This is a genomic window from Halotalea alkalilenta DSM 17697 (assembly GCF_000621205.1).
Classification (GTDB): Bacteria; Pseudomonadota; Gammaproteobacteria; order Pseudomonadales; family Halomonadaceae; genus Halotalea; species Halotalea alkalilenta.
On record NZ_KK211226.1, the window covers coordinates 247,662 to 268,223 of the forward strand.

The following is a 20,562-nucleotide window of genomic DNA, read 5'->3' on the forward strand; positions in this document are numbered from 1 at the left end:
CGCACCAGGTGCCAGATAGTGGAAAATTGATCCAGCTATCCTAGCGCCGCGCTAGGGAATATCGCCAATCGATGACAACGATCTATTGATCGACGCCGTCTATCGAAGGTTCAGTTCCAGCTCTGGTATCGAAAGCGCCGAGATCGTCTCCAACAGCTGGCCAAGACGCGCTGGAATCGGCTCGTCCAGGCGCCAGATCGCCCCGATCCTGGGTACCTCGAGATCGCTCTCGGGCAGCACCCGGACCTCAAGCCCAAGCGGCTCGAGCAGCGCGGAAAAGCCGAGCGGCAGCACCGCGACGCCGAAGCCTTGTGCCACCATCAGCGCCAGCGCCGCCATCGAATCGGCCTCGAAGCGGGTCTCGACCGTGAGCCCCGCGCGCTCGAACAAGCGCGCCAGCCGGCGACGATGCTGCATCTCAGGGGTCAGCGCACAGTGGGGATAAGCGCCGAGCGCCGACCAGTCGAGCGTCTCGGGCAGCTCGAAGCGCCCAGGCGCGGCGAACAGCGCCAGCCGCTCGCGATAGAGCGGGCGCACCGCGAACACATCGGACATCGCCGCAGCGGGGTCGAGATAGCCGAGCGCCAGCTCGACTTCATGATCGGCCAGCGCCTGCAGCAGCGCCGGCATCGCATACTCACGCAGCCTCAGCGGCAGCACCGGGAGACGCAGGTCGAGCAGCCCCAGCCAGCGCCCCACCTCGGCGAGCGCCGAAGGTACCGCACCGAGCATCAAAGGCTTGCTCATCGCGCGCTCGCCGACCAGCTCCCCGCGCAGCGCCTCGAACTCAGCGAGGATGCGCCGCGCATGGGCGAGCACCCGCTCCCCTTCGGCAGTGAAACGCTCGAAGCGCCGCCCACGCTCGATCAGCGGCGCACCGAGCTCCTCCTCGAGCTGCTTCAATCGCGCCGAGAGCGTCGGCTGGGTGACGTGGCAGGCCCGCGCCGCACGGCCGAAATGGCGCTCACGGGCGAGCGCGACGAGAAACCTGAGCTGGCGATGATCCATATGGCACGCCCCTGGATGACCGAAGCACGAAGGCTAACAGAGCCTCTCGAGATGCGCAGGAGTTTCACGTGAAACGCCGTGTCGAGGCGCGGGGCTCAACCCTCGCCGAATCGAAAGCCCATGCTTCTGGCGTGATAGTGGAGCCCACCATCCTGCACGATCAGGAAGAGCGCCTTGCGACCACCATCGTTGTGATGGCTGTGCAGCGCACCGGGCGGTGTCACCATCGTCGTTCCGAGCCGCCAATCATGGCGTATTCCGTCGATCAGGCTATGGCAGTTTTCTCCCTGCAGGATCAGCGTGATCGCGGCGGAGTTGTGCCGATGAGCGCGTTGGCGGCCACCGGGCGAGAGCGTGTTGAGCGAGAGCGTCAGTGACGGCAGTAGATTGCGTCGCTCGGCGTGTGCCTCGGAGGCGAAGATCAGTGCCGCACCGGAGGTCTGCTCGTCGGCTGGGATGCCGTCGATCAGCGCCAGTTGGGTTTCGATCTCAGCAGCGGGGTAATGAACGGCGGCGATGGGCGGGCCGGCGGGGCGGGCGTGCTCGAAGGCGAACTGTGGCTCGTTGGACACCGCCCACAGAACCGCGCCACCGGCGCTCGCGCACAGGGAAGCCTTGGCGTCACCGGGTAGCAACATGATATCGCCAGGCCCCCATCCCCAGTCCTCCCCGCCGCAGTCGCACGCGCCCTCACCCTCGATCACGTAGAGCACCACGCCTGTCGCCAGGCAAGCCAACCGCCACGGCTCGCCTTCGGCTAGGTAGAGATAGCGGGCCAGCATCAGCGGGGTAGTCGCTGGCCCGGGCATCTCCATCGCGTCCGCCTGGTCACAGTGGATCTCCCGGCTCACCCCATCCTGCGCCGCTTTGCCTGGCCCGAAGACCTGCGCCGGCACCTCGGGCAACTTGAGGTTGAAGGCGTTGCCTGAATTGAAGAAGCGCGCGCGGCGCTGAGTCTCTCCCACGGCCAGTTGTGGCCGTTGCATCGGCAAATCACCCAGTGTGGTCACCGGCGTGTCAGTCTCCATCGGCGACGTCCTCCTCTCGCTGGACCAGCAATGCGCTCACCGTGTCGAGCAGCACATTGGCGCCGGCGGCCACGTGCTCGGGCTCGGCCCATTCATGCTCGACGTGGCTCGCACCGTCGCGGCAGGGAATGAAGATCATCGCGGCAGGGCAGATGCTCGCGAGATGGCGGGCATCGTGCCCTGCCGCCGAAAGCATCGAGCGCGCGGGATATCCACGCTGCTCAGCGCAGCTGGCGATCACTCGCTGCAGATGGCGGTCGAACTCGTTGCCCGGTGCAACGACCAAGGGCTCATTGATCACACGGCAAGGTGTGGAAAACGAAGCGCAGATCGCCTCCAACCGGGCACCGAGCATATCCAGCGTCTGCTGGCGCGGATGTCGCAAATCGATGCTGAACACCACACGTTCAGCGACCACGGATGGCGCATTGGGCCAAGCCTCGATGCGACCGATGGTGAACTTCACCACGTCATCATGGTGACCGATTTCATCATCGAGCAGCCGGGCCAACCCCGAGAAGGCAATCAGTGCATCCTGGCGCTCGGCCATCGGCTGGGTCCCAGCATGCCCCGCCGCGCCTTCGATGGCCACACGATAGGTTCGCTTGCCCTGGATGCCGGAGACCACACCGATCATGCGCGCTTCGCGCTCGAGTATCGGCCCCTGCTCGATATGAGCCTCGATATAGGCGAGAGGAACGAATCCGGGCTCGACCACGGCCAGTTCGGGGAAGCGCGCCAGCTGGGCATCGAGGGCCTGCGCGACACTTGCGCCCTCGATGTCCCTGACCGCGCGGACCTGCTCGAGCGAACGAACGCCGCAGAACACCTCCGACCCCATCATTCCCGGGGCGAAACGCGAGCCTTCCTCGTTCATCCAGGCGACCACGATGAGATCACGCCCGAACCTTTCTTCGCTTTGGGCCAGGGTGGTCAGCACTTCGAGCGCCGCGATCACCCCGTAGGCGCCATCGAAGCGGCCACCTTGCGGCTGGGTGTCGATATGGCTGCCGATCAACACAGCGGGCGCCCCGCTCGATTCACCGCTCAACCGCAAGAACAGGTTGCCGGCCCGATCGGCGAACGCCTCGGCCCCCGCACCCTGCGCCCAATCGATCAACAGCTGCCACGCGGCTGTCTCCGCCAGGCACAAAGCCTGGCGGTCGACGCCTCCCCCGGGCGTCGCGCCAATTTCAGCCAAAGCCATCAGCCGCTGCCAGAGGCGCTCTGCATCGATACTCGTCGGCACCATGCTCAGTCCTCCTCGCCGGTACGCATGACCTGATCCGCGCGCGCCCTGGGATCCCGCGTCAGCCAGCGGCCTTGGGCGACCCGCGCGATGAACTCGTCGACCAGCCGGTTGAACAGTTCCGGCTCTTCGAGATTGAGGGTATGTCCACTCTTCGGCAGCACTGCGAGACCGCAGGCTGGCAGCGTGCGCTTGAGCAGCAGCCCCGGCTGCAGGCAGTGGTCGTCCTCGTCGCCGACCATGACCAGTGTCGGCACCGACATGCGCGCCAGCGGCTCGATCAAATCGACGAAAGAGGGGCGCCGTGCCTGGACGCCGCGCATGGTCAGGGCCGCGCCGAGGTCGGAGTGGGTCGCCAGCCGCGCGGCGAATTCGCACCAGCCGCGCGGATCCTTTTCCTGGAACTGGACGCGACTGGCGCCCTCGGCATAGATCGGTGCGAAGTCGCGCGCGCCTCGGCGCTCGAAGTTGGCCGCCACCTTCATCGAGACCTCGCGGAAGTAGGCCTCATGCTCCGGCTCGCAGCCATACCCTGCGCCGGCCACGGTCAGCGAAAGCAATCGCTCGGGCGCGCGCAGCCCGAGATGCAAAGCGGTGAAGCCGCCCATCGAAAGCCCTACCACATGGGCGCGCTCGATGCCCAAGCCATCTAGCACCGCCAATGCGTCACTGACGGCGATCGACTGCGAGTAGGCTTCAGGGTCGCTCGGTACGCTCGAAGGCGGATAGCCACGCGCAGCGTAGCTTACGCAGCGATGACGTCGACTGAACCAGCGCATCTGCGGCTCCCAGCTCAGGTGGTTGCCACCGAACTCATGGATGAACAGGACCGGCGTACCGCTGCCGGCTTCCTCGACGTGCAGCCGCACGTCGTCATCGGTCACGATCTGCATGGGCCATTCCTCCATCAGTAAAGCGGCGCGGTCGGCGGTGTGCCCCGGGCACGTTCGAGCATCGCGGGGAGCAGCGCGCAGAAGCGCGCCACCCAGGCGCTCGGCACCGAAGTGCTGACCTTGATGAAACGCTCACCGAAGCGTTCGGTGTGGTAGGTACCTTGGCGAATCATGATGTTCTGCTCGAGATAACGAGCGACCAGCGCCTGCGGCGTCAGTTCGGGGTCCTCGAGATTGATCACCACGAAGTTGCCGTGGGACGGCCAGACAGGCAGGGACAGACCGGGCAGCGACTCGATGCACGCTCGAATCATCTCCTTGTTCGCGGCGTCCACCTCACGTACGCGGGCCATCCACTCCCGCTTGACCTCGAGGCCTGCGAGTGCCGCGCGCTGTGCCACCACGCTGGCACCGAGCACGCTAGTCGCGCCGGCTGCGAACTCCGCGACCAGTGCGGGCGATGCGACCAGCGCGCCGATGCGCAGCCCCGCCAGTCCTAGCCACTTGGAGAAGCTCAGCGTCACCACGCTATGTTCGGCATCGAGCGTTACCGCGGGCGTATGGCCGTCGGCGAAATCGCGATAGGTGCAGTCGTGGATCAGCAGCGCGCCACGGTCACGGGCGATGGCAACGAAACACTCGAGTACGTGACGCTCATAGCGCACTCCCAGCGGATTGTTGGGGTCGACCAGATAGATCACTCGGGTACGCTCATCGACCGCCGCCTCCAGCGCTGCAACGCTGAGCCGCCAGTCCGAACGGGCGTCGAAGATCGGCAGCTTGACCACCTCCGCACCATGACGTTCGGCGAACTGGCATGGCCACTTCCAGGTCGGGTCGGTGGTGACGAAGGTGCTGCCCGGGGTGCAGCGAGCGGCGCAGATCAGCGCCAGGGCGGCGACTCCACCTTCGGTGACCAGGGCTTCGGTGCCGGGTGCGCCGATATCCGCGACGATCCTCTCACGCAGTGCTTCGAACCCCAGCGGCGGCGCGTAGGCGTTGTACTCACCGCGCTGGATCGATTCGATCATCGCTGCCTCGACGGCAGGGTGGGCGGGTAGATGGTTGGTATTCTGGCCCATCCACTGGAGCTCGGGATTGGCGCAAAGATCGTCGAAATATCGATTGCGTGTGTTCGCATCGCTCATCGTGTTCTCTCCTCGGCAGGGGGTAGCGAACGATCGCAACCGCGATCAGATCACCGATCCACGCGCGGCGATGCCACCGTCGATGGTAACGATGGTGCCGGTGATGTAGCCGGCTCGAGGAGAGGCAAGAAAAGCGACCAGGTCGGCGACTTCTTCCGATTCGGCTGGGCGGCCACCGGGATACTTGGCGAACAGCTCTTCCCAACGCGCTTCGTCTCCCAGCATGTCGGCCGCCTTGCGGCGCATGATTTTGAGCATCCGGTCGGTCGCCACCGGGCCAGGATTGACGCCTACCACCCTGACGCCGTGATTGAGGCTGGCGCCACCGAGCGCTTTGGTGAACGCCATCAGCGCGGCATTGCCGGTACTACCGGCGATGTAGCTGGCATCCCAGTTCTCCCCGGAGTTGCCAATCACGTTGATGATCACGCCCTTGCGCTCGCGCAGCAGTGGATAGTAAGAACGAGCCAGACTGATGTAGCCGAACACCTTGAGATCGAAACCAAGTCGCCAGGCGGCGTCGTCGACGAACTCGAGCGATCCGGCGGGAATGTCACCAGCGTTGTTGACCAGGATGTCTATCGTACCGACTCGCTCCACCAGCGCCTGCATCGCCTCGGTAGAGGAGAGATCCAGCGCATGGACTTGCACATCGACATCGCAGCTCTGGTCGATCTCGGCTTGGAGCGCCAGCATTGCTTCTTCGTTACGTGCGGCAAGATGCAAGTGGCACCCTTCGGCTGCGAACAACCGAGCGATGGCAGCGCCAATTCCCTTGGATGCTCCGGTGACGAGCGCCGTCTTGCCGTTGAGTTCGAGCTTCATCGTGGTATTCCCGTTTCGCCGTCATTGTTGGGTATACACGACAAAGCAATTTGCATACCAAAAATCTCACTCCTTGCCGAACTGCGCGATGAAATCGATCAGATCATCGCCTAGCAAAGTGAGGTGAGCCCGCATCGCGGCGTGCGCTCGCTCGGCATCGTGGGCGAATATCGCCTCCATCACTTCCGCGTGCTCTTTGAGGGTATGTCGAACCCTCTCCGGCAGGTAGGTCACCCGCAGCCGATAGGCACCGACCCGATTGCGCAGGCTACGCGTCTGTTCGGCGAGAAAATCGTTGCGAGATGCCTCGTAGATGACTTCATGAAATTCCAGATTGATCTGATAGAAGCGTGCCGGGTCGTTCTCCTCGCCCATCGCTTCCAGACGCGCATGGATGTCGCTCATCATCGCGCGCTGCGCAGGGGTGATACGCCGCGCGGCAAGGCGCGCGCACAGCCCTTCCAGCTCGGCCATGACCTGGAACATTTCAAGCAATTGGTTGACCCCGATCTCCCGCACGATCGCACCTTGGCGCCCGCGGAGCTCGACCAGACCGTTCGCGGCCAACAGCCGAAACGCTTCTCTCACCGGCGTGCGCGAGACCCCGAATCGTTCGGCGATCTCCTTTTCGTCGAGCCTCGCACCAGGCGCCAAATCACCTCGAGCGATGTCCTGCTCCAAAGACCTGCGCATTCTTTCACCCAAGGTCTCTCCTGCCGCAGACGCCTCGCCAAAACGCTCCTCGCTGGTGCAGCCAGGGGCGGAATAGAGTCTTTCTTGCATCATAATGTTCTCCAAATGCCTACCATGAAAACCAATGAACGATTTCTTGTATCCAAATTATTGGTATAAAAATACCTAAAAAGGCCATTGACACTCAAAACCCAGACTTAATGAACGTATGGCGCGGATGAGATAGCGAAGAATGCCGCCCATTGGCATGCATAGTGCATCACACGAGATACCTAGTGGAATGCGCAACAGCCTTCTGTAGCGCCTACGACGACAACACGAGGAACATGCCATGCCTCAGCTGAGCATCGCTCCCACATCCCCAGCCCGCGACAGCACGAACGTGAAAGACAGTACAAGCGGTGAGCCGATCCTGCGACTGGCCGGCGTGAGCAAGCGCTTCGCGCAGGTTACCGCGCTGGACGACGTGAACATCGATATCCACCGAGGCGAGTTCATCACCGTGATCGGCCCCAGCGGCTGCGGCAAGAGCACGCTATTCAATATCGTCGCCGGACTGGAAGCACCCGATCAGGGTTCGGTGATGCACAAAGGCGCCACGGTGGGCGCCAAAGGTCTGCTCGGCCAAGTCTCCTTCATGCCCCAGCAGGATCTGCTGATGCCGTGGCGCAACGTCCTCGACAACGCCATCGTCGCCATCGAGCTCGAAGGGACGCCGCGGGGCCAGGCGCGGCAGCGAGCATTGACGATGCTGCCAGAATTCGGCCTGAAGGGCTTCGAGCGCCACTACCCACATCAGCTCTCCGGCGGCATGCGCCAGCGAGTGGCACTGATGCGCACCTTCCTGTTCGAGCGCGAACTGATGCTGCTCGACGAACCATTCGGAGCGCTCGACTCGCTTACCCGCACGATGATGCAGCGCTGGCTGCTGGAGATTTGGCGCCGGCACCGGCGCACCGTGCTGTTCATCACCCATGACATCGACGAGGCGATCTTCCTCGCTGATCGGGTGCTGGTGATGTCGGCCCGGCCCGGCAAGGTGAAACTCGAGCAGCGCATCGAGCTGCCCCGCCCGCGAGGCACGGAACTCGTCACCAGCGCCGATTTCGTCCACTACAAGCGGGTCCTGCTCGAGGCGCTCGAGGAAGAGAGCATGAAGTCGTTCGCTCCTCACTAAGCCTGCAGGCCCGGCTCATTCACAAGCGTCAATCACAAGGACAATGCCAAGCATGACTTCCCCTGCCCAAGCATCGGCGCAGCGCGATATCCCCGCCGCGGAGTGGCGGATGCGTGTCGACCTGGCCGCCTGCTATCGCCTCGTCGCCCGCCTCGGCCTCGACGACATGATCTACAACCATATCTCCGCGCGCGTGCCCGGCACCCGGGATCAATTCCTGATCAACCCCTATGGCCTACTGTTCGAGGAGATCACTGCCTCGAGCCTGGTGCGGATCGATCTCGAAGGCAGAAAACTCGATGACTCGCCCTTCGACGTCAACGTCGCCGCTTTCGTCATCCATGGCGCGATCCATTCCGCGCGCCATGACGCCCAATGCGTACTGCACACACACTCCAATGCCTCCGTCGCGATTTCGGCGCAGCGCGACGGCCTGCTGCCGCTCAGCCAGTTCGCCATGCGCTTCTATCGCCGCCAGGCATTCCACGCCTACGAGGGTGTCGCCATCGACATCGCCGAGCAGCAGCGCCTGATCGATGATCTCGGTGAACATCCGGTGATGCTGATGCGCAACCACGGCGTCCTGACCCTCGGCCGCACGCCGGCGGAGGCCTTCATGCTGCTCTATTACTTCGAGCGCGCTGCGCGCATACAGCTCGACATCCAGGCCGCCATCGCCACGGCCGGGGAGCCGGTCGTCCCCGACCCGGCCACCAGTGAATACGCTGCACGCCAGTTCTGGGAGCAGCACGGAGACATTCTGATCGCTGGCGAGCGCGAATGGCCTGCGCTGCTGCGCAAACTCGACCGTGACACCCCTGACTATCGCGATTGATCCATCACCTCTCGAACTGGAGCCTACCCATGAGCCTCGACCTCGTTCCGCTGATGCCTGCCTTCGGCGCTGAAGTGCGCGACCTGGATCTTGCCGCCGACCAACCCGAATCAGTGATCGACGAACTCAAACGAGCGTTGAATCAGTACTCGGTACTCATCTTGCGAGACCAGCGCTTGAGCGAAGCACGCCACGTCGAGCTGAGCCGCGCCTTCGGTCCATTGATGGTCCACGTGCTCAAGCAGTTCCTCACCACGCCATATCCAGAAATCTACGTGCTTTCCAATGTCGCCGAGGACGGTAAGCCGATCGGCAATCACAAGGAGGGCTGGAACTGGCATTCCGATCTATCGTACGTCGCCGAACCCAGCATGGGCTCGCTGCTGCATGCGCTCGAAGTACCACCCGAAGGGGCCGATACGCTGTTCGCCAGCATGCATGCCGCCTACGAGGCACTGCCCGAGGAGACCAAGGAGCGAATAAGGCCGTTGAGCGCGGTGCACTCCTACGCCACCTACTATGCAAAGGCGTTTCCCGACCGGGAGCCGCTGGATGAAACCCAGCGCGCCAAGACCCCGGACATCGTCCATCCCATCGTACGCACCCATCCGGAAACCGGGCGGCCTTCTCTCTACGTCGGCCAGGACATCGTCAAGGAGATCGTTGGACTGCCCTTCGATGAAAGCGAACGGCTCCTCGCCGAACTCAATCGGCATGCGATCCGCAGTGATTTCGTCTATCGCCATAAGTGGCAGGCCAATGACCTGGTGATCTGGGACAACCGCTGCACCATGCATTGCGCCACGCCCTATGACGACAACCGCTATCGCCGAGTGATGCACCGCACCACTGTAAGCGGTGATCGACCGTTCTGACCCAACCGATCCCAGCCGTACCGCTCATCACAATGATAACGATGCGGTGACGCGACGACGCGCGCACCGCCCACAGCGGAGTGACCAGCATGACTCGATTTTCCTGGCAACGACTACGCGTCGGTACCTGCTTCGCGCTAGCGCTGGCCTTGTCCCTCGTAGCGACGCTGCAGACGGCACAGGCACAGTCTTCGACCCAGGCCAGCCTGAGGCTCAAATGGCTGCCGCAGGCCCAGTTCGCCGGCTTCTACGTCGCCAAGGCCAAAGGCTACTACGAGGACGAAGGCATCGATCTGACGATCAATCCTGGCGGTCCCAACGTCCTCACCGAGAACCTGGTCGCGTCGGGAAGCGACACCTTCGGCCTCGCCGGCGGTGCCGAGAGCGTACTGGCAGCGCGCGACAAGGGCCTGCCGGTGGTAGCGATCGGCCTCGGCACCCAGCGTACCGACTTCGTCTTCGTCACCAAGCGCGATGGACCGATCGAGACCATCCAGGATTTCGCTGGCCACCGCGTATCGACTTGGTTCACCGGTGCCAACTACGCGCTCTTCGCGATCCTGGCAGACCAGGGCGTCGACCGCGACCAGGTCTCGATCCAACCGCAGCAGGTCAGCATGACGCCCTTCATCAATGGGGCCACCGATGTCGCCACCGCCACTTGGTACAACGAGCTCAACACCCTACGCGACCAGTTGGGCGAAGACGCTCTGCGGCTATTCAGCCCCGACGACTATGGCATCACCTTTCCCCGCGACGCACTGGTAGTGTCGGAAACCACCCTCGCCGAACGACCCGAGCTGGTCGCAGGTTTTCTGCGCGCCACACTGCGCGGCTGGAAGGAGGCTTTCGCCGACCCCGAACAGGCCGTCGACATCGTGATGCAGGTCGCACCAACGCTCGACCGCCACCATCAGCAGCGAATGCTCGCTGAGATGCAGCGTCTGATGACCACCGGTCCAGCCGCCGAGCATGGCCTCTACTGGCTCGATCACGACACCTTGGTCAAGGAGCAAGACCTACTGGCACGCTACGAGGTGATTTCTCAATCGGTCGATGTCGGCCAAGCCTTCGTCACCACGCCGCTGGAGTCGATCCCCCTGGAGGCCCGGCTACCGTGAAATCGCTCACCGGCATGCTGCCGTATGGACGGCTGATACTGCTCCTGATCGCGCTCGGCCTCATCTGGCAGGTGAGTAGCTCGATGCTGGGCGTGCCCGACTACTATCTGCCCGGGTTGGACAGCATCTTCTCGATGCTCCATCGCCACCCATCTCCATTCATCGCAGGCTTCGTCCGCACTGCCAGCGAAATGCTGCTCGGTCTGGGAGCGGGAACGGCGTTCGGCCTGTGCTGCGGCGTCGCACTGCACCGCTTCGTGATGCTGCGCCAGATGCTGCTGCCACTGCTTGTGGTATCGCAGACCGTGCCGGTGATCGCCTTCGGCGCCCTGGTGGTGATGTGGTTCGGTAACTCGCTGTGGGCCAAGGCGGTCATCGCTTTCTATCTGACCTTCTTCACCATCACGGTCAACACCTTGGCCGGCCTTGCCGCCATCGATCCTCGACGCATCAGCCTGCTGAGAAGCTTCGGCGCGAGTCCGGGTCAGATCCTACTGCGGCTGCAACTGCCGATGGCGGGACCTGCGATCTTCACAGGCCTCAAGCTCGCCGTCGCGCTGAGCCTTTCCGGCGCAGTGGTGGGCGAGTGGTTCGGCGACACCACCGGACTCGGCGTGCTGCTGTTGCAGTCGATGTACAACGAAGACACCGTCACGCTATGGGCCACTATCCTGCTCATCGCCCTGCTTGGAAGCCTCGCCTTCGCGCTGGTCGGCGTCCTGGAGCGCTGGCTGCTGTTCTGGCAACCGCGTAGCTGAAGCCTCATATCCCCCGAGGAAAGCCCAATGTTCGCAACGCGATATATCGGCGGTATCAGGGCGACATTCAGTCTGATCGGATTTCTGCTGATCTGGGAAATGGTCGTGCGCGCCCTCGCGCTGCCCGGCTATGTACTGCCAACGGTGAGTGCGATACTCGAGCAGCTCTGGCGACAGCAGCAGCCCCTGATCGCCGCGGCCATGACCACTTCGCAGCAGGCGCTGCTCGGCTTTGGCATCGGCGCCGCGCTAGGCGTTGCATTGGCAGTCGCGCTCACTTTCGTGGGACGGCTGCGCGATGCCCTGATGTCGATAGTAGTGGCGATCAATATCGTGCCGATGATCGCCTATGCTCCCCTGGTGGTGCTGTGGTTCGGCGTCGGCATGGAATCCAAGGTGATCATCGTTGCCTGCGAAGTCGGCTTCACCGTGCTGCTCGGCACGCTCGATGGCCTCAACCGCGTCGACAAGAGATCCGTCGACCTGCTCAGGAGTTTCGGCGCGGGCCCCTTCGAGCTGATCCGCAAGCTGCGGTTGCCAAGCGCCCTGCCATCCATTCTCACCGCGCTCAAGCTCTCTACCGTGCGCAGTATCATCGCCACCATCGTGGTCGAGATGCTCGGCGCCTACCAGGGACTCGGCTGGACCATCTTCCAGTCGGTGGTGATGAGCGACTTCCTCACCGTATGGGCGGCGATCCTCGTGGCTTCGCTGCTGAGCCTAGCGTTCTTCGGCCTGCTCGCCTGGCTGGAGCGGCGCCTGGTGTTCTGGCAATGAGCATGGGCCGGACAGTGGGATCAGATGCGGTGGCCATGGTCCAATCGTTCTCCCGCGGAGAGCTCAGCGCCGAGGCGCTGGTCGAGGCCTCGCTACGGCGAGCGAGCTCACGAGCCTCTCTCAACGCGGTGATCGAACTCGCCGCGCCAAAGGCTCTGGCGACCGCCCGTGCGCTCGATCTGCGCCGACGTCGTGGCGAGTCCCTGCCGCCCCTGGCGGGCCTGCCGCTCCTGGTCAAGGACAACATCGACTGGGTGGAGCTGCCCACCACCGGAGCGACGCCGGCGCTGCGCGACTTCATCCCGAGCGCTACCGCACCGCCATTGACCAGGCTGATCGAGGCCGGAGCGATCGTGATCGGCAAGGCCAACCTGCACGAGCTGGCCTCAGGGGTCACCTGCGCCCACCAGGGAGACTGGCCCTCGCCGGTGCGCAACCCCCACGCCCCCGAGCGAATCGCCGGAGGCTCCTCCGGCGGCAACGCCGCGGCGATAGCCGCAGGCATAGTCACCTGTGGCCTCGGCACCGATACCGGAGGATCGCTGCGAATTCCCGCCGCGCTCTGCGGGATAGTGGGTTTTCGACCCTCGCGCTTCTCCCTGGGTCACCAGCGCTATCCACAAGGCGGTGTCCTACCGATCAGCCCGCGCCACGATACGGTCGGCCCAATGGGCCGCTCGGTAAGAGACATCCAAATGCTCGATGCCGTCATGACGGGCAATCGGCGTAGGGTCGAGGAGGTTCGCCCGGCGAAGCTGCGGCTCGGCGTCGCCCCTTGGTTCTGGTCACCCTTGGACCCTCGCTTGCGCGATGCGCTGGAGCAGGCCCTGCAGCGTTTCGCCGAGGTGGGCGTGACGCTCGTCGAGGTCGATCTCGACGAGCTGGACACCTTGAACGCGCGCGTTTCCCCAGTGATCAATCTGCACGAGCCCAGCTTTGCGATTCCAGCCTATCTCGCCAAGCATCGCGCGCCGCTCACCCTGGAGGAGATCATCGCAGGAGTCGTCGACGATGACGTGCGGCGCGCGTTCGAGCGCACCCTGGCTGGCGAGACTGCGCCACTCTACCAGCAGGCGTGCGAGCAGCATGCGCCCGCGCTCAGCGCTCGCTTCGATCGGCTCTTCACCGCGCATCGCCTCGATGCGCTCTGCCTGCCGACCACCCTGCTTCCCGCCCTGCCGATCACCTCGGTCGCTAAGGCGAGAATTCCAATCGCCGGGCGGCTCCACAGCTGCTTCGATGCCTACATCCGCAACACCACACCGTTGAGTAGCGCAGGGCTTCCGAGTATCTCACTGCCCGCCGGCACCACCCGCGATGGTCTGCCAGTAGGGCTGGAACTCGCCGGTTCGCGAGGCGACGATGACCGCCTGCTGGCGATAGCGGCGGCGCTCGAGGCGCTGCTCGATCCTTCTCCTTTGGCCAACCTCGAACATGCAGGCTGAGACGACGACCGCTCGCTTGGTCTGCGGCTGAGAGCTAGGCGCCGCCGGACACGACCGCATTGGGCAGCAGTTCGCGGCCGATGATGCGCAGGAGTTTCACGTGAAACGCCGTGTCGAGGCACCGGGCTCAACCCTCGGCGAATCGAAAGCCCATGCTCCTGGAAGCAAGGATCCAGCTCTGTTTTGCGACCCACTCCGGGCCGATAGCGGTCGGTCGCAAAGAAGGCAGTTCAAGCGCGCCAGGGCGGCACGGGTAGGAAAGAGTCCTGCAGGAAACGCATGAAATTGCGGGTCCGCTCCGGCAGTCCCTCGCGCTGATGGGTAAGCGCCACGACATTGGCATCCGGCAGTTTCCAGGCCGGTAGCAGTCGCACAAGGCTACCGTCCGCCAAGGCGTCGGCCACATCCCACTCTGAGCGCAGGATGATCCCTTGTCCGTCGCATCCCCACTGCTTGATCACGTTGCCGTCATTGCTGATGAGCGACGGGCGAATACGTATGCTTTGGGTTTTCCGGCCTCGGCTGAGATGCCATAGGGTCACGTCTTCATTGTTCTCGTGCAGCGCGATGCAGGGCTGATGGGCGAGCTGTTCGGGGCTGTCGATTAAACCATGTCGGGCAATGAACGCAGGCGAGGCGCAGATGAACCGGCGGTTTGGCGCAAGGGTGCGACAGACCAGGTTGGATACGCCAAGCTGGCCAATATGGATCACCACGTCGAAGCGGTCGCTCGCCTCGACCATCGGCTGGTCGGACAGGGTCAAAGAGATCTCGACTTCTGGGTGCAGGCTTTTGAACGCTGCAACCGCAGGTGCTACGTATCGCCTGCCAAAGCCAAAGGGCGCGTTGATTTTCAACTTGCCGACAAAACCCCTGCGCCGTTCGTGCAGGTCTTCCAGCAGCGCGTCGAACTGCTGAAGCAGCTCGGCCCCTCGGACACACAGAAGTTCGCCTTCGTCGGTAAAGCGTAGCTGTCGCGCGGATCGGTCCAATAGGCGGAGATCGAGTCTCTTCTCCATCTGCTGAAGCCGCTGAGTGACTGCCGAAGGCGTCAGTCCCAGTTTGCGTGACGCCTCCAGCAGACTTTTGCTTTCCCGGATGACCAGTAAGAAGCGAATGTCGAATATATCTGTCATTAAGAATTACTGAATCATAGAGTTATGGGAGGTTAACACTCTCGACGGTTTTGACGGCTTAGAATAGCGCCATTACCGGAGAGAACAAATGGCAGACCTAATCGAAACCCCCGTGCTTTTATTGGATCGCGACCGCTTGGACGGCAATATCCTGCGCATGCGAAACAAGCTGATGCCGTTCGACGTGACGCTGCGTCCACATGTCAAAACCAACAAATGCCTAGAAGTCACCGAGCGCCTGTTTGCTGGCGAACGAGGCCCCATCACAGTTTCTACACTGCGTGAGGCGGACTTTTTCTTGGCTGAGGGCTTCACCGACATCTTGTACGGCGTTGGTATCTCTCCCAATAAGTTCGCTCATGCCGCCCGCTTGATAGAGCAAGGGGCGGAGTTGAAGCTGGTGCTGGACAATCTCGAAAGCGCTCGCCTATTGGCTGAGTTTGCCTGTAATAGCGGGCAGGTCTTCGAAGTACTTCTCGAGATCGACTGCGACGGACATCGCTCAGGCATCGCCCCGCAGTCGACGCTACTGGTCGAGATCGCCCACTTGCTCAGTAACGCAGGAGTCCGGGTCAGCGGTGTCATGACCCACGCCGGAAACTCCTATGACAGCCGATCGATCGCCGAAATCGAGGCTTATGCACGTCAAGAGCGTGCAGCAGTGATCGAGGCCGCACGGCTGCTCAATGAGGCTGGGTTCGAGCCATCGATCGTCAGCATAGGTTCCACTCCCACCGCGCTGTTCACTCAGGATTTGTCCGGCATCACCGAGGTTCGGGCCGGCGTGTTCGCGTTCTTCGACCTGGTCATGGCTGGGCTTGGGGTGTGCGATGTGCAGGACATCGCTGTCTCGGTACTAACGACGGTCATTGGTCACCAGCCCGAGAAAGGCTGGACCATCGTCGATGCCGGCTGGATGGCGCTGTCTCGCGACCGCGGTACCGCCAAACAGCGCGTGGACCAAGGATACGGCATCGTCTGCGACCTATCGGGCCAGCCCTTGGGCGACCTGATCGTTACCGCGGCCAACCAGGAGCATGGAATCATTTCCTCGCGCTCGGGAAATCCCGAAATCATCCCAGAGCTGCCCGTTGGCACCCAGCTACGCATCCTGCCCAATCATGCCTGCGCTACCACCGCGCAGCACGCCGGCTATCACGTCCTGACCGAGGGGCGTCGCCTCGGCTACTGGCCCCGAATTTCGGGTTGGTAAATATCGGTTCATTTCAACTACCGCCTACTAAATCCACAACATCAAAGGCGCATCTTTCATGATGAAGAATCTCTCCGTCTGGATCCTGATCGGGATGATCCTGGGGGCCGTCACTGGCGCGGTCCTGAATGCCAACTTGAATGAGGCCACGGCCCATATAGTGGTGTCACAATATTTGTCGATACTGACGGACCTGTTCCTGCGAGCGATCAAGATGATCATTGCGCCGCTGGTGTTTTGCGGCCTGGTATCGGGCGTCGCCAACATGCAGGACCCCCAGGCCATCGGCCGCATGGGGATGCGTTCCTTGGCCTGGTTTTTCTGCGCCTCGGTGGTTTCGCTACTGATTGGCATCCTGGCTTGCAACCTCTTGAATCTGGGCGGGCAGATGGCGGCGCACCTGCCTGCGGCCACTGAAAGTTCAGGCATCGACGTCGCGCCGTTCAATCTGAAGGGCTTCATTACCAATATCGTTCCGCAAAGTGTGGTCGATGCCATGGCCAGCAACGAAATCTTGCAGATAGTGCTGTTCGCACTCCTGTTCGGCGTTGCCACCGCAGCGGCAGGCGGGTCGGTGAAGAGGCGGATACTGGAACTGACCGATGCGATCTTCGACATCATGTTGAAGCTGACCAGCTACGTCATGTGGCTGGCGCCGCTGGGCGTAGGGGCGGCATTGTGCTCGGTCATCACGACCCAAGGCCTGGGCGTCCTGGGTGTGTATGGCAAGCTGCTGGGCGGTTACTACCTGGCACTGGCCGTGCTCGCGCTGCTGTTGATCGCGGTGGGTTGGCTGATTCTCGGGCCGCGGATCCTTCACTTGCTAAGGCTGATTCGCGACCCGCTGCTGATCGGTTTCTCGACCTCGAGCAGTGAAGCGACCTTCCCCAGGACTATCGAGCAATTGCAGCGCTTCGGCGTGCCGCGCCGGGTATCCGGGTTCGTACTGCCGCTGGGTTACTCGTTCAACCTCGACGGCGCCATGCTCTATCAGGCGTTTGCGGTCATCTTCATCGCCCAGGCTTTTCATATAGAAATGACGCTTGCCCAACAGGTCGGGGTGCTGCTGGTGATGTTACTGACCAGCAAGGGAATGGCAGGTGTACCGCGCGCATCTCTGGTAGTGGTCGCCGCTTCATTGCCTTCGCTGGGGCTTCCGGTATCGGGCATGTTACTGCTGCTGGGTATAGATCCGTTTTTCGATATGGGGCGCACGGCGATCAACGTGCTGGGAAACAGCATTGCCACTGCCTCGGTGTCCAAATGGGAAGGCGAGGCCGAGGCCATCCAACCAGCGGTAACCGCAAGTGGATCATCAAGCGCCAGCGGCGCCCCCTTGTCCAACTCTTGATCGGAGCACGTCAATGCAAACCGTCACATCACCACATCTGCCTACGCCGGGCGGTCATTACTCGCAGGGCGTAGTAGCGGGCAACTTGCTGTTCGTGTCCGGACAGCTGCCGTTCGATCCGCAGTCGAACACTTTTCCCGACGGCATCGAGGCCCAGTTCGTCCAGGCCATGGCCAATGTCGAGGCGGTGCTAAGCGCTGGCGATGCAACCCTGGCGAATCTGGTGAACGTGCAGGTATTCATCTCCGATGTGGCGCACTGGCCAACCGTGAATACCCATTACGCGAAGCTCTTGGGCGCTCACCGACCGGCGCGCGCGATCATTCCATGTGGCGAGCTTCATTACGGAGCGTTGGTGGAAATCACCGCCGTTGCTGAACTCGTCAATCCTGGACAGGAATCCCTGAGATGACCTCGAACTCCACGGCAAACCTGCGGCCTACCCGACCCAGCGCTCCGATCGAGCTGGTGCTGTTCGATCTGCTGACCGCCTTGCTGGACTCATGGACACTGTGGAATTCAGTGGCCGGTTCAGAGCACATGGGTCGTACATGGCGCATGGCGTACCTGAAGGCGACCTACGGCTGCGGAAGCTATCGGCCTTATGAACAATTGGTCGCAGAGGCGGCGATCGAAGTCGGGCTCGGTCGCCAAGCCGCTGCCGAGCTCGAAGCACGCTGGAGCGAGTTACAGCCCTGGGCCGAAGCCAAGGCGGTGCTGGCTGCACTCAAGCCGCACTACAAGCTGGGTGTCGTGACCAACTGCTCGGAAAGGCTGGGCCATATCGCCGCGGACCTATTGGATGTGCCACTCGATGTGGTCGTCACCTCGGAAAAAGCGGGCTTCTACAAACCCGATCCCGCGCCTTATCGCCTGGCGCTGGAAATGCTCGGCGTCGCACCGGCCAATGCAGTGTTCGTAGCCGGTTCCGCCTATGACCTCTTCGGCACCGAGAAGGTCGGGCTACCCACCATATGGCACAATCGCATCGGTTTGACCGCACCTCCGGGAGCTCCCGCGCCCCTGCTCACAAGGCCCACGCTGGAGAGCTTGCCGGCGGACTTGTCGAGCATCCCAGTGGTGGCATGAAGGAGGCTCGTGCCCGAAGGCGATCCGCGGCTCACACCGACGCCGCGGCGCTCGAGGCACTGCCTGCTTCAGCGCTCTTCGCTGCGGGCGTCGAGCGCGTCGCGCAGGCCATCGCCGACGAAGTTGAAACTGGTCACCGCCAAGGCGATCGCGATGCCGGGTACGATCGCAAGCCAGGGTGCCGAACCAAGGTACTGCTGGGCACTGTTGAGCATGTTGCCCCAGCTCGGCAGCGGCGGCTGGATGCCGTAGCCGAGGAAGCTGATGTAGGCCTCGAGCAGGATCGCCTGGGCGACGGTGAGGGTGGCGGCGACGATGATCGGGCCGATCGCGTTGGGCAGCAGTTCGCGGCCGATGATGCGCAGATGAGAGCTACCGAGCAGCCGGGCGGCGAGCACGAAGTCGCGCTCACGCAGCGAGCGGGTCTCGGCCTCGACGATCCGCGCGATCTCCATCCAACTGGTGGCGGCGATGATCAGCGTGATCGCCAGCGGGCTGGGTTCAGTGAAAGCGGCCAGCACCAGCACCAGGAACACGCTGGGAAAGGCCAGGAAGGCATCGACGATACGCATAAGCGTTGCGCCCACCCAGCCACGCAGGTATCCGGCGACCAGCCCTACCGTGGCTCCGAGCGCGACGCTGACCAGCATCGCCGAGAAGCCGACCATCAGCGATACCCGCCCGGCCATCAGCAGCCTGGCGGCAAGGTCTCGCCCGAGCGGGTCGGTGCCGAAGAAGTGCAGCCCGGTGAAGGGCGGGGCGAAGCGTTTACGAATGTCGATCGAAAGCTGATCGTATGGCAAAAGCCAAGGCCCCACCACGCAGGCCAGCACCAGTAGCAGCAGGGTCACGACACCGAACAGCGCGAGGCGATGGCGCAGGAAACGGCGCACGACACGATTGCGCGGCGGTGAGGGATCGGCGACGAGTACCACCGAGTGGGACGTAGTCATGGGTCGCTCTCCTTCAACTGATCCGGATCCGGGGGTCGACCACCGCTACCAGCAGGTCGGCGAGCAGGTTGCCGAGCAGCACCAGCACGGCGCTGAACATCAGGATGCCCATGATCACCGGATAGTCGTTGTAGCCGAGGCTATCGAGGAACAGCCTGCCCATGCCGGGCCAGGTGAACACGGTCTCGGTGACCAGTGCGCCGCCCAGCAGGGTGGGCAGCTGCAGGCCGGCGAGGGTGATCATCGGCAGCAGTGCGTTGCGAATCACATGATCGCGCAGCACCCGCCAGTCGGAGAGCCCTTTGGCCTGCGCGGTGCGGACGAAATCCTCGCCGATCACATCCAGGGTCGATGAGCGCATGTAGCGGCTCCAGATCGCGACGTTGACCAGTGCCAGCACCAGGGTCGGCAGCACCAGATGGCTGGCGTAGTCGCTAAGCGATTGATCGCCGATGGTGTACATGTTGCCGGCGGGCAGCCAGCCTAGCTCGAGGGAGAACACGTAGATCGCCACCAGGCCGAACCAGAAGGTCGGGATCGACAGCGCGATCATCGCCCCGATCGTGGCCAGGTAGTCGAACACCGAGTAGCGCCTGATCGCCCCGAGCACCCCGACCCAGCCACCGATCACCACCGACACCAGGGTCGAGCTGCCCATCAGCAGAAGCGTCGCCGGCAGATGCCCGCCGATCACCTCGAGCACCGGCCGGCCATCGCGGAACGAGTTGCCCCAATCGCCGCCGAGCAGACGGCCGAACCAGTCCAGGTACTGCACCGGCAGCGGCCGGTCGAGCCCCATCTGGGCGGCGATGCGATCGAGCTCCGCCTGGCTCATCCCCGGGCTCAGCGAGAACTGCGAAAGCGGCCCGCCCGGGGCGAGGTTGAGGACGAAGAAGCCGATCACCGATACCAGCACCAGGATGATCAGGCTCTGCACGAATCGTTGGATCAAAAATCGCGTCATGGCGGTCGCTCCGTACGAATGTGA

21 protein-coding genes are annotated in these 20,562 nt (G+C 63.0%); 11 read left to right on the top strand and 10 right to left on the bottom strand.

The genetic code is table 11. From position 1 onward, the window contains the following. Positions 1-99: 99 nt before the first annotated feature. The 7 genes from Q376_RS22235 to Q376_RS0110430 form a co-directional block, all read right to left on the bottom strand. Positions 100-1,008, bottom strand: coding sequence for a LysR family transcriptional regulator (locus Q376_RS22235; RefSeq protein ID WP_052365124.1), 909 nt, complete (start codon positions 1,006-1,008; stop codon positions 100-102). Positions 1,009-1,103: 95 nt separating this feature from the next. Continuing rightward, a complete protein-coding gene (locus Q376_RS0110405; protein ID WP_027350259.1) occupies positions 1,104-2,036 on the bottom strand; it encodes a cupin domain-containing protein in 933 nt (310 codons plus the stop codon). Continuing rightward, complete coding sequence (locus Q376_RS0110410) at positions 2,026-3,288, bottom strand: hydantoinase/carbamoylase family amidase (RefSeq protein ID WP_043447290.1); 1,263 nt, start codon at positions 3,286-3,288, stop codon at positions 2,026-2,028. The genes Q376_RS0110405 and Q376_RS0110410 overlap by 11 nt, the downstream gene beginning before the upstream one ends. Before the next feature lie 2 nt (positions 3,289-3,290). Continuing rightward, entirely contained in the window at positions 3,291-4,178 is an 888-nt protein-coding gene (locus Q376_RS0110415; RefSeq protein ID WP_027350261.1) for an alpha/beta fold hydrolase, read from the bottom strand. Positions 4,179-4,192: 14 nt separating this feature from the next. Further along, positions 4,193-5,326: a pyridoxal phosphate-dependent aminotransferase gene (locus tag Q376_RS22240; RefSeq protein WP_043447294.1), complete on the bottom strand. Its 1,134-nt coding sequence runs from the start codon at positions 5,324-5,326 to the stop codon at positions 4,193-4,195. 45 nt (positions 5,327-5,371) lie between these two features. Then, entirely contained in the window at positions 5,372-6,151 is a 780-nt protein-coding gene (locus tag Q376_RS0110425) for an SDR family oxidoreductase (RefSeq protein WP_027350262.1), read from the bottom strand. A 66-nt stretch (positions 6,152-6,217) separates the two neighbouring features. Further along, the gene (locus Q376_RS0110430; protein ID WP_155834281.1) at positions 6,218-6,937 is read right to left on the bottom strand and encodes a GntR family transcriptional regulator; all 720 of its coding nucleotides are present in this window, start codon (positions 6,935-6,937) and stop codon (positions 6,218-6,220) included. Between the two features lie 289 nt (positions 6,938-7,226). On the opposite strand from Q376_RS0110430, the gene Q376_RS0110435 reads away from it, so the two are divergent. The 7 genes from Q376_RS0110435 (at position 7,227) to Q376_RS22250 (ending at position 13,832) form a co-directional block, all read left to right on the top strand. Beyond that, a complete protein-coding gene (locus Q376_RS0110435) occupies positions 7,227-8,021 on the top strand; it encodes an ABC transporter ATP-binding protein (protein ID WP_027350264.1) in 795 nt (264 codons plus the stop codon). Positions 8,022-8,073: 52 nt separating this feature from the next. Then, positions 8,074-8,856, top strand: a complete 783-nt coding sequence (locus tag Q376_RS0110440; RefSeq protein ID WP_211266645.1) for a class II aldolase/adducin family protein — start codon at positions 8,074-8,076, stop codon at positions 8,854-8,856. Positions 8,857-8,885: 29 nt separating this feature from the next. Further along, a complete protein-coding gene (locus tag Q376_RS0110445; RefSeq protein WP_027350266.1) occupies positions 8,886-9,731 on the top strand; it encodes a TauD/TfdA dioxygenase family protein in 846 nt (281 codons plus the stop codon). Between the two features lie 89 nt (positions 9,732-9,820). Then, positions 9,821-10,852, top strand: coding sequence for an ABC transporter substrate-binding protein (locus Q376_RS0110450; protein WP_027350267.1), 1,032 nt, complete (start codon positions 9,821-9,823; stop codon positions 10,850-10,852). Beyond that, entirely contained in the window at positions 10,849-11,610 is a 762-nt protein-coding gene (locus Q376_RS22245; RefSeq protein WP_211266646.1) for an ABC transporter permease, read from the top strand. Before Q376_RS0110450 ends, Q376_RS22245 begins: the two co-directional genes overlap by 4 nt. A 27-nt stretch (positions 11,611-11,637) precedes the next feature. Further along, positions 11,638-12,387, top strand: a complete 750-nt coding sequence (locus Q376_RS0110460; RefSeq protein ID WP_052365126.1) for an ABC transporter permease — start codon at positions 11,638-11,640, stop codon at positions 12,385-12,387. Positions 12,388-12,422: 35 nt separating this feature from the next. After that, positions 12,423-13,832: an amidase family protein gene (locus tag Q376_RS22250; RefSeq protein WP_245598939.1), complete on the top strand. Its 1,410-nt coding sequence runs from the start codon at positions 12,423-12,425 to the stop codon at positions 13,830-13,832. Positions 13,833-14,062: 230 nt separating this feature from the next. On the opposite strand, the gene Q376_RS0110470 is transcribed toward Q376_RS22250, so the two are convergent. Continuing rightward, a complete protein-coding gene (locus tag Q376_RS0110470) occupies positions 14,063-14,968 on the bottom strand; it encodes a LysR family transcriptional regulator (protein ID WP_027350269.1) in 906 nt (301 codons plus the stop codon). 88 nt (positions 14,969-15,056) lie between these two features. Between Q376_RS0110470 and Q376_RS0110475 the strand changes: the two genes are divergently transcribed. From Q376_RS0110475 to Q376_RS0110490, 4 genes are read left to right on the top strand one after another with little or no spacing between them, the layout of a single operon-like run. Further along, entirely contained in the window at positions 15,057-16,181 is a 1,125-nt protein-coding gene (locus Q376_RS0110475; RefSeq protein WP_027350270.1) for a DSD1 family PLP-dependent enzyme, read from the top strand. 58 nt (positions 16,182-16,239) lie between these two features. Then, positions 16,240-17,532 carry a dicarboxylate/amino acid:cation symporter gene (locus Q376_RS22255; protein WP_043447305.1) on the top strand — a complete coding sequence of 431 codons (1,293 nt, stop codon included), beginning with the start codon at positions 16,240-16,242 and terminating at the stop codon, positions 17,530-17,532. Between the two features lie 13 nt (positions 17,533-17,545). Further along, entirely contained in the window at positions 17,546-17,944 is a 399-nt protein-coding gene (locus tag Q376_RS22260) for a RidA family protein (RefSeq protein WP_043447308.1), read from the top strand. Continuing rightward, positions 17,941-18,621 carry an HAD family hydrolase gene (locus Q376_RS0110490; protein ID WP_027350271.1) on the top strand — a complete coding sequence of 227 codons (681 nt, stop codon included), beginning with the start codon at positions 17,941-17,943 and terminating at the stop codon, positions 18,619-18,621. The genes Q376_RS22260 and Q376_RS0110490 overlap by 4 nt, the downstream gene beginning before the upstream one ends. A 68-nt stretch (positions 18,622-18,689) precedes the next feature. Here Q376_RS0110490 and Q376_RS0110495 read toward each other — a convergent pair whose 3' ends face one another. Both Q376_RS0110495 and Q376_RS0110500 read right to left on the bottom strand, forming a co-directional pair. Then, a complete protein-coding gene (locus Q376_RS0110495) occupies positions 18,690-19,574 on the bottom strand; it encodes an ABC transporter permease (RefSeq protein WP_043447311.1) in 885 nt (294 codons plus the stop codon). A gap of 13 nt (positions 19,575-19,587) precedes the next feature. Next, positions 19,588-20,538, bottom strand: a complete 951-nt coding sequence (locus Q376_RS0110500; RefSeq protein ID WP_027350273.1) for an ABC transporter permease — start codon at positions 20,536-20,538, stop codon at positions 19,588-19,590. Positions 20,539-20,562: the final 24 nt, after the last annotated feature.

What these genes read in the sequence shown, in the direction of transcription:
- Q376_RS22235 (WP_052365124.1), bottom strand. Translation starts at nt 1,008, where the DNA reads ATGGATCATCGCCAGCTCAGGTTTCTCGTCGCGCTCGCCCGTGAGCGC.
- Q376_RS0110405 (WP_027350259.1), bottom strand. Translation starts at nt 2,036, where the DNA reads ATGGAGACTGACACGCCGGTGACCACACTGGGTGATTTGCCGATGCAA.
- Q376_RS0110410 (WP_043447290.1), bottom strand. Translation starts at nt 3,288, where the DNA reads ATGGTGCCGACGAGTATCGATGCAGAGCGCCTCTGGCAGCGGCTGATG.
- Q376_RS0110415 (WP_027350261.1), bottom strand. Translation starts at nt 4,178, where the DNA reads ATGCAGATCGTGACCGATGACGACGTGCGGCTGCACGTCGAGGAAGCC.
- Q376_RS22240 (WP_043447294.1), bottom strand. Translation starts at nt 5,326, where the DNA reads ATGAGCGATGCGAACACACGCAATCGATATTTCGACGATCTTTGCGCC.
- Q376_RS0110425 (WP_027350262.1), bottom strand. Translation starts at nt 6,151, where the DNA reads ATGAAGCTCGAACTCAACGGCAAGACGGCGCTCGTCACCGGAGCATCC.
- Q376_RS0110430 (WP_155834281.1), bottom strand. Translation starts at nt 6,937, where the DNA reads ATGATGCAAGAAAGACTCTATTCCGCCCCTGGCTGCACCAGCGAGGAG.
- Q376_RS0110440 (WP_211266645.1), top strand. Translation starts at nt 8,074, where the DNA reads ATGACTTCCCCTGCCCAAGCATCGGCGCAGCGCGATATCCCCGCCGCG.
- Q376_RS0110445 (WP_027350266.1), top strand. Translation starts at nt 8,886, where the DNA reads ATGAGCCTCGACCTCGTTCCGCTGATGCCTGCCTTCGGCGCTGAAGTG.
- Q376_RS0110450 (WP_027350267.1), top strand. Translation starts at nt 9,821, where the DNA reads ATGACTCGATTTTCCTGGCAACGACTACGCGTCGGTACCTGCTTCGCG.
- Q376_RS0110460 (WP_052365126.1), top strand. Translation starts at nt 11,638, where the DNA reads ATGTTCGCAACGCGATATATCGGCGGTATCAGGGCGACATTCAGTCTG.
- Q376_RS22250 (WP_245598939.1), top strand. Translation starts at nt 12,423, where the DNA reads ATGGTCCAATCGTTCTCCCGCGGAGAGCTCAGCGCCGAGGCGCTGGTC.
- Q376_RS0110470 (WP_027350269.1), bottom strand. Translation starts at nt 14,968, where the DNA reads ATGACAGATATATTCGACATTCGCTTCTTACTGGTCATCCGGGAAAGC.
- Q376_RS0110475 (WP_027350270.1), top strand. Translation starts at nt 15,057, where the DNA reads ATGGCAGACCTAATCGAAACCCCCGTGCTTTTATTGGATCGCGACCGC.
- Q376_RS22255 (WP_043447305.1), top strand. Translation starts at nt 16,240, where the DNA reads ATGATGAAGAATCTCTCCGTCTGGATCCTGATCGGGATGATCCTGGGG.
- Q376_RS22260 (WP_043447308.1), top strand. Translation starts at nt 17,546, where the DNA reads ATGCAAACCGTCACATCACCACATCTGCCTACGCCGGGCGGTCATTAC.
- Q376_RS0110490 (WP_027350271.1), top strand. Translation starts at nt 17,941, where the DNA reads ATGACCTCGAACTCCACGGCAAACCTGCGGCCTACCCGACCCAGCGCT.
- Q376_RS0110495 (WP_043447311.1), bottom strand. Translation starts at nt 19,574, where the DNA reads ATGACTACGTCCCACTCGGTGGTACTCGTCGCCGATCCCTCACCGCCG.
- Q376_RS0110500 (WP_027350273.1), bottom strand. Translation starts at nt 20,538, where the DNA reads ATGACGCGATTTTTGATCCAACGATTCGTGCAGAGCCTGATCATCCTG.